14 protein-coding genes are annotated in these 15,332 nt (G+C 55.8%); 11 read left to right on the forward strand and 3 right to left on the reverse strand.

Going from position 1 to position 15,332, the window contains the following annotated elements; translation table 11 throughout:
• The first annotated feature begins 13 nt into the window (after window positions 1–13).
• From FYJ31_RS02740 to FYJ31_RS02765, 6 genes are all read left to right on the forward strand, one after another.
• Window positions 14–805, forward strand: a complete 792-nt coding sequence (locus FYJ31_RS02740; protein ID WP_272955104.1) for a lantibiotic protection ABC transporter ATP-binding protein — start codon at window positions 14–16, stop codon at window positions 803–805.
• A gap of 1 nt (window position 806) precedes the next feature.
• Window positions 807–1,550, forward strand: coding sequence for a lantibiotic immunity ABC transporter MutE/EpiE family permease subunit (locus FYJ31_RS02745; protein ID WP_154535906.1), 744 nt, complete (start codon window positions 807–809; stop codon window positions 1,548–1,550).
• Complete coding sequence (locus tag FYJ31_RS02750; RefSeq protein ID WP_154535907.1) at window positions 1,550–2,293, forward strand: lantibiotic immunity ABC transporter MutG family permease subunit; 744 nt, start codon at window positions 1,550–1,552, stop codon at window positions 2,291–2,293. Before FYJ31_RS02745 ends, FYJ31_RS02750 begins: the two co-directional genes overlap by 1 nt.
• Window positions 2,286–3,092, forward strand: coding sequence for a NisI/SpaI family lantibiotic immunity lipoprotein (locus FYJ31_RS02755; protein ID WP_154535908.1), 807 nt, complete (start codon window positions 2,286–2,288; stop codon window positions 3,090–3,092). Before FYJ31_RS02750 ends, FYJ31_RS02755 begins: the two co-directional genes overlap by 8 nt.
• Window positions 3,093–3,145: 53 nt before the next feature.
• Window positions 3,146–3,811, forward strand: coding sequence for a response regulator transcription factor (locus tag FYJ31_RS02760; protein WP_154535909.1), 666 nt, complete (start codon window positions 3,146–3,148; stop codon window positions 3,809–3,811).
• 59 nt (window positions 3,812–3,870) lie between these two features.
• The gene (locus tag FYJ31_RS02765; RefSeq protein WP_229773824.1) at window positions 3,871–5,160 is read left to right on the forward strand and encodes a sensor histidine kinase; all 1,290 of its coding nucleotides are present in this window, start codon (window positions 3,871–3,873) and stop codon (window positions 5,158–5,160) included.
• 115 nt (window positions 5,161–5,275) lie between these two features.
• Here the strand turns inward: FYJ31_RS02765 and FYJ31_RS02770 are convergent, their stop codons facing one another.
• Window positions 5,276–6,247, reverse strand: coding sequence for a hypothetical protein (locus FYJ31_RS02770; protein WP_174773122.1), 972 nt, complete (start codon window positions 6,245–6,247; stop codon window positions 5,276–5,278).
• A 160-nt stretch (window positions 6,248–6,407) separates the two neighbouring features.
• The gene (locus FYJ31_RS02775) at window positions 6,408–7,343 is read right to left on the reverse strand and encodes a DMT family transporter (RefSeq protein WP_154535912.1); all 936 of its coding nucleotides are present in this window, start codon (window positions 7,341–7,343) and stop codon (window positions 6,408–6,410) included.
• Window positions 7,344–7,595: 252 nt separating this feature from the next.
• Between FYJ31_RS02775 and FYJ31_RS02780 the strand changes: the two genes are divergently transcribed.
• Window positions 7,596–8,000 carry a pyridoxamine 5'-phosphate oxidase family protein gene (locus FYJ31_RS02780; RefSeq protein WP_012577367.1) on the forward strand — a complete coding sequence of 135 codons (405 nt, stop codon included), beginning with the start codon at window positions 7,596–7,598 and terminating at the stop codon, window positions 7,998–8,000.
• Window positions 8,001–8,027: 27 nt separating this feature from the next.
• Here the strand turns inward: FYJ31_RS02780 and FYJ31_RS02785 are convergent, their stop codons facing one another.
• Complete coding sequence (locus tag FYJ31_RS02785) at window positions 8,028–9,323, reverse strand: class I SAM-dependent methyltransferase (protein ID WP_195839419.1); 1,296 nt, start codon at window positions 9,321–9,323, stop codon at window positions 8,028–8,030.
• 68 nt (window positions 9,324–9,391) lie between these two features.
• Here FYJ31_RS02785 and FYJ31_RS02790 point away from each other — a divergent pair, with 68 nt between their 5' ends.
• The 4 genes from FYJ31_RS02790 to leuS all read left to right on the forward strand — a co-directional run bounded on the left by FYJ31_RS02790 (window position 9,392) and on the right by leuS (window position 15,249).
• Complete coding sequence (locus tag FYJ31_RS02790; protein ID WP_077425840.1) at window positions 9,392–10,237, forward strand: histidine phosphatase family protein; 846 nt, start codon at window positions 9,392–9,394, stop codon at window positions 10,235–10,237.
• 114 nt (window positions 10,238–10,351) lie between these two features.
• Window positions 10,352–11,302, forward strand: coding sequence for a magnesium transporter CorA family protein (locus tag FYJ31_RS02795; RefSeq protein WP_007052681.1), 951 nt, complete (start codon window positions 10,352–10,354; stop codon window positions 11,300–11,302).
• A gap of 95 nt (window positions 11,303–11,397) precedes the next feature.
• Complete coding sequence (locus FYJ31_RS02800) at window positions 11,398–12,243, forward strand: glutamate ABC transporter substrate-binding protein (RefSeq protein ID WP_060621623.1); 846 nt, start codon at window positions 11,398–11,400, stop codon at window positions 12,241–12,243.
• 42 nt (window positions 12,244–12,285) lie between these two features.
• Window positions 12,286–15,249 (forward strand): leucine--tRNA ligase, encoded by a 2,964-nt coding sequence (leuS, locus tag FYJ31_RS02805; RefSeq protein WP_154535914.1) that lies wholly within the window; start codon window positions 12,286–12,288, stop codon window positions 15,247–15,249.
• Window positions 15,250–15,332 lie beyond the last annotated feature (83 nt).

Consider the following 15,332-nt stretch of genomic DNA (forward strand, 5'->3'; position numbering starts at 1 on the left):
ACGCTGCGGATGGATGGGTGCACGGTATCTTGAAATCTTCAAAAAGTCTTCAATTTTGCTGTTTATTCTCTACCTTGAAAACAAGGAAAGGGTATTGGCAAACATGGAAGCAATTCTACAGACGAATAACCTATGTAAGGATTTCAAGAAGCAAAGGGCTGTGAATAACGTGTCTATAACCGTTCGGAGAGGTTCGATATACGGGCTGCTTGGCCCAAATGGCGCCGGTAAATCCACCACTCTGAAAATGATCACGGGCATGCTCCATCCTACCAGTGGCAAGATTCTGTTTGATGGACATGAGTGGAGCAGAAGAGATCTGGAACAGATCGGAGCTTTGATTGAAACTCCTCCACTGTATGAGAATCTTTCCGCAACGGAGAATTTGGAAGTCCGTGTGAAGTTGCTGGATATTCCTAAAACCCGGATAGGTGAAGTTCTAAGAATAGTGGATCTGCAAGATGCGGGACGGAAAAGAGCCGGACAATTCTCAATGGGTATGAAACAACGTTTGGGAATAGCCATCGCTCTGTTGAATAGTCCCGAATTGTTGATCCTGGATGAGCCGACAAACGGATTAGACCCTATCGGCATACAAGAACTACGTTCTCTTATCCGTTCCTTCTCATCTAAAGGGATTACTGTTATTCTATCCAGTCATATTCTATCGGAGGTTCAGCTTATTGCTGACGATATTGGTATCATCTCAAATGGTGTTTTGGGATATGAAGGACCAATGAATAAGGATCAGAACTTGGAAGAACTATTTGTCGAGGTTGTAAGGAAATCACAGGAAGAACGATAGTATGATCAATTATATAGCCTCTGAATACCTGAAACATAAAGGTACTTTCGTTAGGAAAATAGCATGGATAGCCCCTATGCTAACGGTATGTCTTAATGTGCTTGCTCCTATGTGGTATCAGCAGAATTCATATAACTGGTGGTATGTGTTCTTGTACCCCGGCTGCGTGACGCTATTATCAATCTTGATAATCCAGAGAGATAGCGGCAAATTACAGTTTAGGGCCATATTGTCGTTACCTGTCGACCTAGAGCGGGTATGGTATGCAAAGATAATCACCTGCATACTTTATGCGGCACTCGCCAATGCAATTCTGATGTTGTGCAATATTGCAGGTGGTTTCATTATTCAACGCATCTTCGGCATACCCATGACGATCAGACCGATGCAGGCATTGTTCGGAACGCTCTGCATCATTCTGGCAAGTGCATGGAATATACCACTATGCTTATGGCTGACCAAGAAGGTGGGTGTATTCGCCACTCTCATATTGAATGTTGGAATGAGCCTGACGCTGGGGATATTTGGGGCGGACACAGGCCTTTGGTTCCTGTGCCCTTATAGTTGGGTTGATCGCCTTATGGTTCCCGCATTGGGAATATTGCCGATTGGAGCATCAGTNGAAGGAAGTGCCCTGTCGACTCCCTTACTGTTGGGCATCGCGGTACTGTGCCTGTCGGTGTTTCTACTATATGGCCTTGCGAAGTCAACGGCAAGATCCTTTATCAAGCAGGAGGTTCTTTGATGTCGGGTATTATCAGATGTCTTCAAGCGGAATGGCTTAAAAGCAGGCATACGCCATTACTTCTGATCCATGTTCTCTTCCCTGTGATCGGGGCCTGTGTTTTTGCTGGATATTTCCGTATATCAGGTTGGGGATGGATGACGGCTGTGACGACTTTTTTAGAAGTTGTGGCAATTGTTTTTCCACTTGTTATCTCTATCGTCGTAGGTATGACGGTCGAACTTGAAAATGAAGCAGGTCATTTTCAATCAATCCTTGGCGTGGTTCCTTCGCGCATGTCAGTATATATCGGAAAATTGGCATATCTTATCATTCTGGCAGCTTCCGCAACGGCGCTTTGTGTCTTCTTATTTGCTCTGCTTTATTCAAGCGTTCCATTCTCGTTCTATATACGACCACTTACCATGTTGATATTGTCTGCAATACCACTGTATCTTATTTCCATACTTGCTGGTTTCACTCTAGGTAAAAGTGTAGTTATGGGTATAGGTATTACAGGAAGCCTATTATCGGCATTGCTGGCTACGGGACTTGGAGACTGTATCTGGAAGTTCCTTCCGTGGGGCTGGGGAGTGCGGTTTATAGATTATTGTGTCTTGAGATATGTTAATGAGGAACAGTTTTATTCTGGATTATATGAACTCCAACTAGGATTCATGATCATGCTTGTCTCTTCAATGGTGCTATTCATCGTAAGCCTGATGTGGTTCCACAGATGGGAAGGGACAAAGGGATATGAGTAAAATGCTGCCGCTGCTCTGTGCTGGTATCGCATGTCTATCTCTTACGGGCTGTTCGTTGCAAGAGGGGAACAGCGAATATCCCGGAGAGCAATGTTATTTGAATAAGGATAACGTGACGAAGTTCTCCTGTATGGGAAATGACTACACCATTCTAGAGGATACGGTCTCCAACAACGGTCTCGGGGCATGGGTCGGGTATGTCCGACAACTTGTTGCTGTGGACGAGACGGGAAAGGTAATACTTCAAGAGGATCTTAAGAATGGTACCTTGCAGACTCTGGCGAAGATATCGGATCTGGTGGATAAAGCCCCTGGTAAGTCCCATGTTCTTCCATTCGTAAATGTGTATGCAGCTTCTGATGCCGGCGACTATCTGATTGTGGATATAGATGGCGAGTATCACAAAGCTGTCATAGACGAAGATGTCAGAGACGTGGATAGGGTGTTTGATTTTAAGGACATGCGACAATCCACGAGTTGCGGATTCTCGGTCAATCCCCGAGATGCGACCCAGATTCTTTGTGATGGCGTAGTCTATCAAGTAACTTCTGATACTGTGTCAGATGGTGAACTAGGAAGTCGCATTGATCTTCTTGTTAAAGATGTCGTATTTGATGCAGAGACGAAGATTCCTTTGTCAAAGGAGGAATTGAAGGAAATTGACTGGTATGGGGAAACCGTTGGACGGCATCGGGAACAATGGATGTACAAGGACGTTTATGAAATCAACAGTAGAGAGAGGACTGAAGCCGTTGCGGTGCGGATAAATGACGTCTTCTATGTTGCAAAGCGCCAATGACCGTTTTTATTGCATATATGAATTATGGAATAGAAGAGGCAAGCAGGTGTATCATGGCGACAATCCTGATGATTGATGATGATCGACCCATCTTGGAACTTGTGAAAAACGGACTGGAAAAAGATGGACATTCAGTGACGATCCATACGTCCGCCGCCCATGTGCCCCTTGAAGGGCTGAACGGGTATGATCTGATTATATTGGACATCATGATGCCTGATATGGACGGATTCACCTATTGCGGCAAGATACGTTCGTTGGTGGACTGTCCCATTCTCTTTCTGACCGCTAAGACAATGGAGAGAGACATTACATCCGGTCTTGGACTAGGAGCGGATGACTATCTGACAAAACCATTTCGTATTGCGGAATTACGTGCGAGAGTACATGCGCATCTACGCCGTGAACAGAGAGAACGACATGTGTCGCTTACGTTTGATCGGATAAAGATTGATCTATCCGCAAAAGAACTGCTGGTGGATAATACACCTGTGCCTTTGACGAAAAGCGAATATCTGATCTGCGAATATCTTGCCGGCAACAGAGGGCAGGTTTTTTCAAAGAAACAAATATACGAAGCCGTTTTTCCCTTCTATGGGGATGGCGATGGTTCTACAATTTCGACGCATATAAAAAACATAAGGTCGAAGTTCGAGGAGGCCGGTGTTCAACCAATCGTAACGGTCTGGGGGATAGGCTATAAATGGGAACAAAGATGAAGACGACGCTTACAAGAACTTTTTATAGATTTCTTGTATGTCTGCTTTGCGGACTGTGCATGTCCGTAGTCATCCCCTTTGCCTGCATGATGTTCGCCTCCAGCATGGGGCTTGTAACGTTTGCGGATAATGCCGAACGGCAAGCGAAAAATCTGGTGCCGATACTCACCGCAACGCCAGATGTATCAGACGTGTATCTGCCCATTGGGATTAAATACCTTCGGTTGGATAGAAACTATGGATCTATAGATACGAATATGAACGAAGAAGAGGAAGAGAAGGCTCTGGCGTTTGCCGAGACGGGTCTCATAGATGCAGGCGGTAGAACACAGTTCATCTTCATCACTCGAGATGATGGGTACATTGTTCTGCAGTACGTCATAGGTTCTCAGTATCTCAATGCACAGTGCAACAAGTACCTACCGTCTCCGGAGATACTGCTGATCGCTTTGATCATCGCTAACAGCTTAGGCTTATGCGTCTACTTGACGGTTCATTTCGCCAGAGAGCTGAGAAAAGAATTGACGCCTATATTAGAAGCCACTAAAGAGATTGAAAATCACAACTTAGATTTCGCTATCAGGCATTCTCGAATACTTGAATTTGAAAACGTGGTTTCATCTTTTGATAGTATGCGAAACAGTTTGAAAGAGTCATTGGAACAGCAGTGGCGAAGTGAACAAGCGCAGAGAGAGCAGATCGCATCCTTGGCCCATGATCTGAAGACTCCATTGACTGTTATGCAGGGGAACATCGACCTGTTGGATGAAACGACGCTTGACGAAGAACAAAAGCTCTATCTGTCGTATGCGATGAGAAGCTCTGAGCAGATGAGACGGTACATAAAGATGATGATTGATATATCCCGAGCATCCTGCGGATATCAATTGCAGATGGAAGACATATGCTTCCCGGAGTTCTGGAGACATGTCATATCTCAAGCTGAAATCATCTGCAAAGATAAAGGTATTGTGATTCAGCAGACGCAGCACGCTCTTCCGAAACATATAACTGGGGATGGAGTATTGTTGGAGCGGGTATTGATGAATGTGGTTTCAAATGCCGTAGAGCACTCGCCCGTAGACTCTCCGCTATATATGGATGCGGATGGCCAGGGTGATCACTTGAATGTCTGCATTACGGACTGTGGCTGTGGTTTTTCGCAAGAGGCATTGAAGCACGCGAAAGAGCGTTTCTATATGGCAGACCAGAGCAGAGGCTCCGAACTGCATTATGGGATGGGCCTATATATCGTGGACGTCATCATAAAACAGCATAGAGGAGAACTGCTCCTCAGTAATTCCGCAGAAACCAAAGGCGCCAGGGTCACGATACGACTACCACGATAAGGGAACGACTCATGCGTCATTCCCTTATCATATCTCCAAGCGATATTCGGCATGGTGGTCCCGGATTCAACTTAGCCGTCGACTGACGTCGCGGTCGCCGGGCTTTCCGCATGCGCTATTTGCCCGTGCTGCCGGCTCCGGCGTCTGGGCCGGTGGCCGGCGATCCGCTGGTGCCGCTGGTGCCGGTACTGGTTGAAGTCGATCCCGATGGATCTTTTTGCGTCGAGCCGGTGCCGGCGCCGGTCGAACCGGTCTGGCTGCCGCCGGTGCCTTGGCTGGTCGGGTCCTCGGTGGTCGGATTCTTTGAGGTGCCGGTGCCGTTCGAACCGTTGGCGGTGCCGTCGGTTTTCGAATCCGAGGTGCCGGCGCCGTTCGAACCCGAAACACCGTTGGCGTCGAGGTCGGTGGAGGGGGCGTCGGTTTTCGAATCCTTGCTGGTTCCCTTCGAATCATCGCCGGTGCCCGTCTGGGGCAGAGCGTTGTTCTGATCGGGGGTGCCCGTTCGCGTGCCGGTGTCGTTGCGCGCGGGCGTGGTCGTGGTGGGGGATACGAGATTGTCCGTGCCGCGTCCCTGCGTGGCCAGCATCACGACGCCGGCCGTCACCGCCACGGCGAGCAGGCCGGACACCAAGGTGACGATCATGGCGGTGTGCTTCGAAGCGCGGAAGCGGGACTTGCGCAGCTCATCGACCGAGTACGTCCTGCCGTTCGCCCGGCTGAACACGATTTCACGCGGTCTGTGTGTGGAGGAAGCATCATCGGCGGTCACGCCCGTCGCCGTATCGGGCTCGTCTCGAACGTCGGTCCGGCTGCCGGCCGTTCGGGGGGTGCCGCCATCGGCATCGCCGTTCTCGGCGTCCTTCGTGATCCCGTTGCCGGAGGACGAGGCCGATTGGAGTTTTTCGCCGGAGGCGGTGAGCACGTTCTGGTAGATCTTGGTGGCCACGGCGGAGACGACGTAACTGGCCGCCGCTCCGATCACCGAACCGCCGATGCCGATCTTCGATGCGAGCAGGAACGAGGTGACGGCGGCAAGGGTGCCCGCCACGATGGATGAGAGGGAGATTCCTTCAAAAAACTTCTTCACAATGCACGACCGTAGGGTGTCGGGCTGACAGGTTGCCTGAGACTCGATGGAAGCGGGGCGAGGCCTACACGAGACCTTCAAAATCGGTCTTCGTGCAGGTCGGACACGCCCTGCGGCGCACACACGTGCGTTTCGCGTCGCCGCAGGCCGCGGGACATCGTCAATTACGATGCAGCGACTGCCCGGTCGGTCTGATCACCGACATCAGTACGGCGGCGAAAATCAAAGCGAAACCCACCAGTGAGCTCCACATGATCCTCTCGCCCCAGAACAAAGCGGAAAACGTGATGGCGAACAGACTCTCCGTGCACATGATGATCGAGGCCTGCGAGGCGGGCACGTGGGCCAGACCGATGTTCTGCATGATCTGGGCGCTCATCGTGGCGCCGAGGAACAGGTAGAGCACGCTGGCCACCACCGAGGGCGCCAGCCAACCGGCGTTCGGCGCGGGTTCGGTGAACGCCGCTCCTGCGATGAACAATACGCCGGCGACGCCGAACTGCACGAAGGTGACGGCGATCGGGTCGAACCGTTTGGTATAGATGCCCAGGAAAGTCAGGTTGAACGAGAAGATGACCGCGGTGGCGATGGTCAGCCAGTCGCCGGCGCCCAGCGACAACGAACCGCCCGGCTTCAACGAGACGAAGCCGACGCCGGCCAGACAGATCACGCCGGCGACCAGGTTGATGGCCTTCGGCCGAATCCTCGAGACGATCCATGTGGCGAACGGGGTGAGGACGCAATAGGCCGCCGTCAGAAACGCGCTGCGCCCGGGCTCGATGGTCCGCAACCCGACGGTCTGGGTGACCATCGTACCCCAATAGGTCAGGCCCGCCACCAGTGCCGGCACGATGATCTTCGGCGTCAGATACGGCACGATATGCCTATGGAACAACGCCAGCATGCACAGACAGGCACCGGTCATGCGCAGCCCCATCAGCCATTGGGGCGAAATCGCCTCCATGGCGATTTTGGCGAGCAGATAGCTGCCTCCCCACAACGCGGCGCAGCACAGCAGCATGAGTCTGGCGAGATTCGGGGGAAAGCTGCGTGACCAGTGGCTGCGCAACTTGTTGCAACGATCGACCAAACCCATGGTGCACCTCTGGACGGTTGGAAAAACTTGTGGCTCTCTTGGCTCACAGATTACGGGGACTACCGGCCAAAACCGACCGGTCGGCGGGTATCGGGCGCGTATCGTCCCGTATTGCCGCCGGCGGGCGGAAGCGCGATGAAAACCATGTGAAGGTGAGGATACTCACAGTGAGCGCCCGGGCCGGTCGCGCGCGAAACCGGTATTCTAGAAAGGAACAGACATGGTTCCGCAACAATCTTGAAAGGATTCGACATGGCAGTCATCACACCGCAGATCAAGGAATTCATCGAGAACAACCTCGGCTGGATCACCACCGTCTCCAAGGACGGCGAACTGGACCTCGGCCCGAAGATGTCTCTGTTCGTTCTGGACGACACGCACATCGCCTACCATGAGCGCACCGCCGGCCAGCACTACGAGAACCTCAAGAACGGCTCTCCGCTGGTCATCGCCTTCGCCAACCTCGAGAAGAAGCAGGGCTACCGCTTCCGCGGCAACGTGGTGCTGCACGTTGACGACGACATCTACAACGAGCAGGTCAAGGTCGCCGAGGAAAAGGGCACCAAGAAGCCGGCCGTGATTCCGGTTCTCGAAGTCACCGAAATCCAGAACCTTGCCTCCGGTCCGACCGCCGGCAAGACCATCGCCAAGGACTGATTAGCTGACGTATTGGTGGCTTCCTCGTCAGAGGGAGCCACTTTTTCGCTTTTTAGTGCGCAGTACTAGGTGACGGCCTTGGGCGTCAGTGGTGGCGAAGAGGTAGGTGCTGCCGCCGTCCTTGAGTTTGAGTTTTTTGCGTAGCTGGGCCACGGTTAGGGGGAAATTGCGTACGGAGATGTTGGCGTGCGTGAGACCGGCCAATAGCTGCTTCAGTTCTCTCTTGTTCATGGTGGCGATGGATTCGATGACGAATGATCTGCCTGGCAAATCGGAAATAGGTTCGGCCGCCACGAACAGGTGGCTATTCGGGCTGATGTGATGCACGGCGAAGCGCTGTTCGAGAACATCAAAGCACCCGGCCTTCATGATTGAGGCGTTGGGTTCGTAAAGGTACTTCCAATGCGAGGAATCGAAGCCGTTCGCGCTTTCCTCAGCCGGGAGATCCTCGGTATTACAGGTATTGCATGCAACTAAGGCAGAATCGCTGATAGGGGTTTGATTGTCGCTGTTATCGCCGGCCTTGTACGACAGCACCTGCCCGTCATTGACGCATACCACGAGCGGTGAGGCGCAACGGCCGCGCCCCAACACCAGCAACAATTCCTTGCATTCATTACCGGTGGAGACGATATGCACCTCGTGCACCGCGCCGGCGAAATCCGTAATGGTCTTATGCCAGTCGAGCATGGGGGAGAGCTTGACCATGACCGTCGGTGCCTTGGCCAGCAGCGTATCCTTCAGGGTCAGCACATCCGGCGTGCAATCGGCAATCGCGTAGGTACGCGAGCCATGATCGTCACGGCGGGCCGGATCGAGGAAGATCATGGAGGCTCGGCCAAGCGTATCAAGCACTGCTGTTGAATCATCATTGATGATTTCGGCGTGGCCAAGGCCGAGTATTGGGAAATTATGGCGAGCGATATCACATAAAGTGGATTGTTGTTCCACATATATGGCACGATTGAACACTCGGGACATGTAAGAAAAGTCGACGCCGAAACCGCCGGTCAGATCGACTAGGGATGTCGGGGAATCGTCGTCGACTGCTTCCTTGGCCAACAATCGCTGTGCTAACCGGGCTTTGTATTGAGCCGTGAACTGGCTGGAACATTGTTCCATTGGGACTTGCGGCGGGAAAATCAGCCCATCATGGGACGCCCAGTCAGGTAGCTTAAGTGAAGCGCGCTGCCAGCCGGCAATCTGCTCCAGCGCGAACGGCACATCCACGTCGCCATCATGTTTGGCGTGCAAGGCCACATCACGCACATCTTCACGGCGGTGTTTGGCGATGAACGCCCAGGTCGACTCAGAAATCTCCATGCCGCCATTCTAGGGGTTGTGCTGAGATGAGTATGGCAAACCGCAAGAGAACGAGGTGGCGAAAACCGATGATCGATGAAGTGATGATGCTGCGTCATGGCCGTACGCAATACAATCTCGAACATCGCTTGCAAGGCCAGATCGATGTGCCGCTCGACATCGTAGGCCAATGGCAGGTCGATCAGACCGGATTCGCGCTCGCTTCACGGTATTACTGGGCCAAGGTGAACCGACTTGCCGAGCATCCCGAAGCCATCGCCCAGCCCGGTCCTGACGCCGCCGAACGCACTGATACGCGACAGTTCGAGGAGGCTCCCGCCGCCGGCCGGCGCATGGTGGTGATGACCTCCGACCTGTTCCGTGCCCAGCAGACCGCACACGCCTTCGCCGATATTTTGGGATTGCCGGTCACCTGTGACCAACGACTGCGTGAACGCAGCTTCGGCGAGTGGGAAGGCATGACCCGCGCCGAAATCAAAGCCGTGGCAGCCGACGACTACGCCTCTTGGAAACAGCACACTGGGGGCGAAACCAAGCATGGTGTGGAAAGCCGTGCCGCCGTGGGCCAGCGAGGTGCCGATGCCGTGCGCGCACTGGTCATCGACTCCGCCTATTCAGACAGCATGCCCACCACGCTGATGCTCGTCACCCATGGCTCATGGATTACCGCCACCATCTCCAACCTGCTCGAACTCGACCCGGACGGCATGAACGCACTCGGCGGCATGCGCAACGCCTGTTGGTGCCGGCTCAAAGTGCGCCACAGCGTCAACGGCATCCCCGCCGAACAGCCCCTGTGGGAGTTGGAGGAATACAACAAGGCTCCCGCCATCGCCGACAGCGCCGACTGGGAGAACGGGCCGACCGATCTGCGCGGACCGCACATGCCAAGTTGGCAGCCAATCGTCTGGTGACGGTCGCTATGCGAAACCCCGCTCGCAAATTCGAACGGTGGGTCTAGACTGATTGCGGTTTGGAACCGTACAGCGATAGAACAGTAGGAAAGCGCGGAAGGCGGGTGAGGCGACATGCTGAGAATCTTCAGCTCAATCAATGGCCAGGTGGAGCAGATCGAGAAACCGGAAAACGGCTCCTGGTTATGTTTGAGCGAACCCACTGATGTGGAGCTCGCCACCGTCGCCTCGCAGACCGGCATCGACCTGGCCGACCTGCGCGCGCCCCTGGATGACGAGGAACGTTCACGTGTGGACGTCGAAGACGATTACACGATGATCATCGTCGACATTCCCACCGTGGAGGAGCGTGGCGGACGCGACTGGTACGAGACCATCCCGCTGTCGATCATCGTCACCGAAAACCTCATCATCACCGTCTGCATGCAGGACACGCCCGTGCTCCACCCGTTCATGGAAGGCACGATCCGAGGCTTCAACACCTTCATGCGTTCGCGCTTCATCCTGCAGATCCTGTACCGCAACGCCACGATGTACCTGCGTTACCTGCGCATCATCGACCGCGAAAGCGACAAGCTTGAACTGAAGCTGCGCCATTCCATGCAAAACCGCGAGATCGTGATGCTTATGGAGCTGAGCAAGACTTTGGTGTATTTCACCACATCGCTGAAATCGAACGAGATCGTGATGGAGAAACTCACCACCCTGCAGCGCATCAAGCAGTATCCGGACGACGAGGACCTGCTCGACGACGTCATCACCGAAAACAAGCAGGCTATCGAGATGGCCAACATCTACAGCGGCGTTCTTGCGAACATGACCGACGCCTTCGCCTCGATCGTGTCCAACAACCTGAACAACGTGATGCGCATCTTCACCATCATCTCCATCACCCTGTCCATCCCGACGCTGATTTTCTCGATGTACGGCATGAACTTCGACGGCGGCATGATGGGCATGCCGTTCACCGACAAGCCTTGGGGCTTCCTGCTCATCATCGTGATCTCCATGGTGCTTTCCGGTGTGGTTGCCTGGTTCCTCACACGTTCGCGCATGTTCAAGTAAGGCGTTTGACGGTTATGCACCATTGGTCATCGTTCGCCAGCCGTAGCGTGCTCCGCGCTCGCCGCCCGATGCGGCGCGGATTTCGCTCCCGGCTGATGGCAGGATTCGCCGCGGCCTTTGGCATGATATTGCCATTATCTGGTCTGGCCGGTTGCGGCCAAATTCAAGTCACCACCGTCTCCGGAGCGCCGGAGGGACCCACCATCGCCATTGGGGTCGCAGCCGACGAACCATCGGTGGGAGCATGGCATGACGGCACATACCAGGGCTTCGACATCACCATCGCCAAATACGTGGCCGCCAAACTCGGCTATGCGAACAAGCAGATCGTCTTCAAGCAGGTTCGCCCCGGAAACCGGCGCTCCATGCTGGACAATGGACAGGTCGACATGGTCGTCGCCTCTTGGCCTATCACCGATGGGTCCAGCGCGATCGTTGATTTTGCCGGACCATACCTCACGACCAGCGTCGGTTTGCTGGTCAGGTCGGATGAGCGTGGCCGATTCACCAATGACGCAGGTTCGGTGGGCGACGTAGGCGACGGCACGGTGTGCGCAGTGAAAGGTGACGAGACAGTCGGCATCTTCCGCGGCAACCACCCGCAGGCTCGGATTCAGGAGCGTAGCAGTTATGCGCAGTGCGTCACGGCTGTGCAAGTAGGGTCGGCGGATGCCATAGCCTCCGATATGGCGGTGCTTTCCGGTCTTCAAGCGGCCAACGGGCCCCAGTATATGGACGTGATTGCGGACAAGGGCGAGGTCAGTTATGGCATCGCCGTGAGTCAAGGCATCAGCCAATTGGCGCAGAAAATCGCGGAAGCATTGGAAGACATGGTTGAGGATGGCAGCTGGACGGCCGCCAAGGATACGTTCACAAGCCAAACAAAGCTCACGGTTTCGCTGAACGGTGACCCCAAAGCCATCGTCTCGGATGCTGAATAACGATTGACGACGTGTCCAGTTGCGAGGCTACCTTGCTGATTTATGAGTGACAACGAGAAGAGCACGCAAACCGAAGAGCCCAACTTCCGCTACAACGCCGCACTGGCGCAGGACATCGAAAACAAGTGGCAGAAGATTTGGGACGAGCAAGGCACCTTCTGGGCCGCCAACGTCAACGGCGATTTGAAGGACGGCAAGGGCCGTAACGCCGAAGGCCGCACCGCCTACTTCGCCATGGACATGTTCCCGTACCCCTCCGGCAAGGGTCTGCATGTGGGCCACCCGCTGGGCTATCTGGCCTCCGACGTGACGAGCCGCTACCACCGCATGAAGGGCGAGAACGTCCTGCACGCCATGGGCTATGACGCCTTCGGCCTGCCCGCGGAACAGTACGCGGTCCAGACCGGTCAGCATCCTCGCGTGACCACCGAGGCGAACATCGCCAACATGAGCCGCCAGCTGCACCGCATGGGTCTGAGCTTCGACAACCGCCGCACGTTCGCCACCATCGACCCCGGCTACGTGCGCTGGACCCAATGGATCTTCTCGCGCATCTACGATTCCTGGTACGACGAGGACGCCACCAACCCGTCCGGCTCCAAGGGCTCCGCACGCCCGATCGCCGAGCTCGTGGCCAAGTTCGAATCCGGCGAAAAGGCCATTCCGGGCCACGAGTCCGATGGCAAGCAGTGGTCCGACCTCACTGCCGCCGAGCAGCAGGATATCTTGAACGACTTCCGCCTGGCCTACATCTCCAAGTCCCCGGTCAACTGGTGCCCGGGTCTGGGCACCGTGCTGGCCAACGAGGAGGTCACCGCCGAAGGCAAGTCCGAGCGTGGCAACTTCCCGGTCTTCCAGCGTGAGCTCCGTCAGTGGTCCATGCGCATCACCAAGTACGGCCACCGCCTCATCGCCGACCTTGACGGCATCAACTGGCCTGAGAAGGTCAAGCTCATGCAGCGCAACTGGATCGGTGAATCCCATGGTGCCTCCGTGCACTTCACCGTGGCCACTGCCGACGGTGACAAGGACATGGAAATCTACACCACCCGTCCCGACACGCTGTTCGGCACCACGTTCGCCGTTGTTTCCCCGGAACATCACCTGCTGGAGAACGTGCCCGCCGAATGGCCGGCTGATGTGCCCGAGGATTGGAAGGGCGGCTATGTCAACCCGGTCGAGGCGGTGAAGGCCTACAGGCTCGCCGCCGAAGCCAAGACCGCCAAGGACCGCGTGGACGAAGCGGGGGAGAAGACCGGATTGTTCACCGGCCTGTACGCCACCAACCCGATCACCGGCGCGAAGCTCCCGCTGTTCACTGCCGACTACGTGCTGATGGACTACGGCACCGGTGCCATTATGGCCGTGCCTGGTGGCGACCAGCGCGATTACGACTTTGCCGTGAAGTTCGGTCTGCCGGTCATCTACACCGTCAAGCCTCTGCCGGATTCCGGCGACGACTTGGCCAACTACGAGGGCAAGGCGCCGTTCGTTTCCCATGACGGCATCGTGATCAACTCCTCCGTCGAGGCCACCGAAGCCAAGGGCGACGCGCTGAGCCTTAACGGTCTGCGCGTGGATGATGCCATCGCCAAGGTCAACGCCTGGCTGGAGGGCGCCGGTGTCGGCAAGGGCACCGTGAGCTACCGTCTGCGCGACTGGCTGTTCTCCCGCCAGCGCTACTGGGGCGAGCCCTTCCCGATCGTGTACGGCGAGGACGGCACCCCGCACCTGCTGCCGGATTCCGCCCTGCCGATCAGCCTGCCCGATGTGCCGGACTATGAGCCGCGCACCTTCGACCCGATGGACGCCGAGTCCAATCCCGAGGCGCCGCTGAGCCGCAACGAGGACTGGGTCAAGGTCGAGCTTGACTTGGGCGACGGCAAGAAGACCTACTACCGCGACACCAACACCATGCCGAACTGGGCCGGATCCTGCTGGTACTACATGCGGTACATCGACCCGACCGACACCAAGCACATGGTGCAGAAGGATGAGTTCGACTACTGGATGGGTCCGAACCACAACAGGTACTCGGGTGATGAAGGCGGCGTGGACCTGTATATCGGCGGCGTCGAACACGCTGTGCTCCACCTGCTCTACTCCCGTTTCTGGCACAAGGTGCTCTTCGACCTGGGCTATGTGGATTCGGCCGAGCCGTTCCACAAGCTGTTCAACCAGGGCATGATCCAGGCTTACGCCTACACCGACGACCGCGGCCAGTACGTGCCGGCCGACGAGGTCGTGGAAGGCCCGGCCGACGCCTCCGGCGAGCCGACGTTCACCTGGAACGGCGAACACGCCAACCGTGAATTCGGCAAGATGGGCAAGTCCCTCAAGAACATCGTGACCCCGGACTACATGTACGAGAACTATGGCGCCGACACCTTCCGCCTGTACGAGATGAGCATGGGTCCGCTGGACGAATCCCGCCCGTGGAACACCCGCAACGTGGTCGGTGGCATGCGCTTCCTGCAGCGTCTGTGGCGCAACGTGGTGGACGAGACCACCGGCCAGGCCCATGTGACCGAGGACACGCCGGACGAAAAGACCCTGAAGCTGCTCAACAACACGATTGCCGAAGTGACCGCGGAAATGGAAGGCATGCGTCCGAACACCGCCATCGCCAAGCTCATCGTGCTCAACAACCATCTGACCGGTCTGAAGGCCGTGCCGCGTGCCGCCGTGGAGCCGTTGGTCCTGATGCTCGCGCCGATCGCCCCGCACATCTGCGAGGAGATGTGGAGCAAGCTGGGTCACGCCGAATCCCTGTCCGCCGAGCCGTGGCCGGTGGCCGACGAGCGTTACGTGGGCCACGATACCGTGACCGCCGTGGTGCAGATCAAGGGTAAGGTGCGCGCCAAGCTCGAAGTGCCGGTCGACATCGATCCGGCCGACCTCGAACGGCAGGCGCTGGCCGCCGTCGCCGACCGTCTTGGCGGCAAAGAGCCGCGCAAGGTGATCGTCAAGGCCCCGAAGATCGTCTCCATCGTTCCCGCGGAGTGACTTGTTGCGGGTTAGGCTCCCCTCTTTGAGGGGAGCCGCTCGCGTGGCGAGACTGAGGGGAGCGTCAACCGCCCCACCTCAAT

Origin of the sequence: Bifidobacterium sp. WCA-178-WT-4B, from assembly GCF_009696495.1 — a bacterium.
GTDB lineage: Bacteria > Actinomycetota > Actinomycetes > Actinomycetales > Bifidobacteriaceae > Bifidobacterium > Bifidobacterium infantis.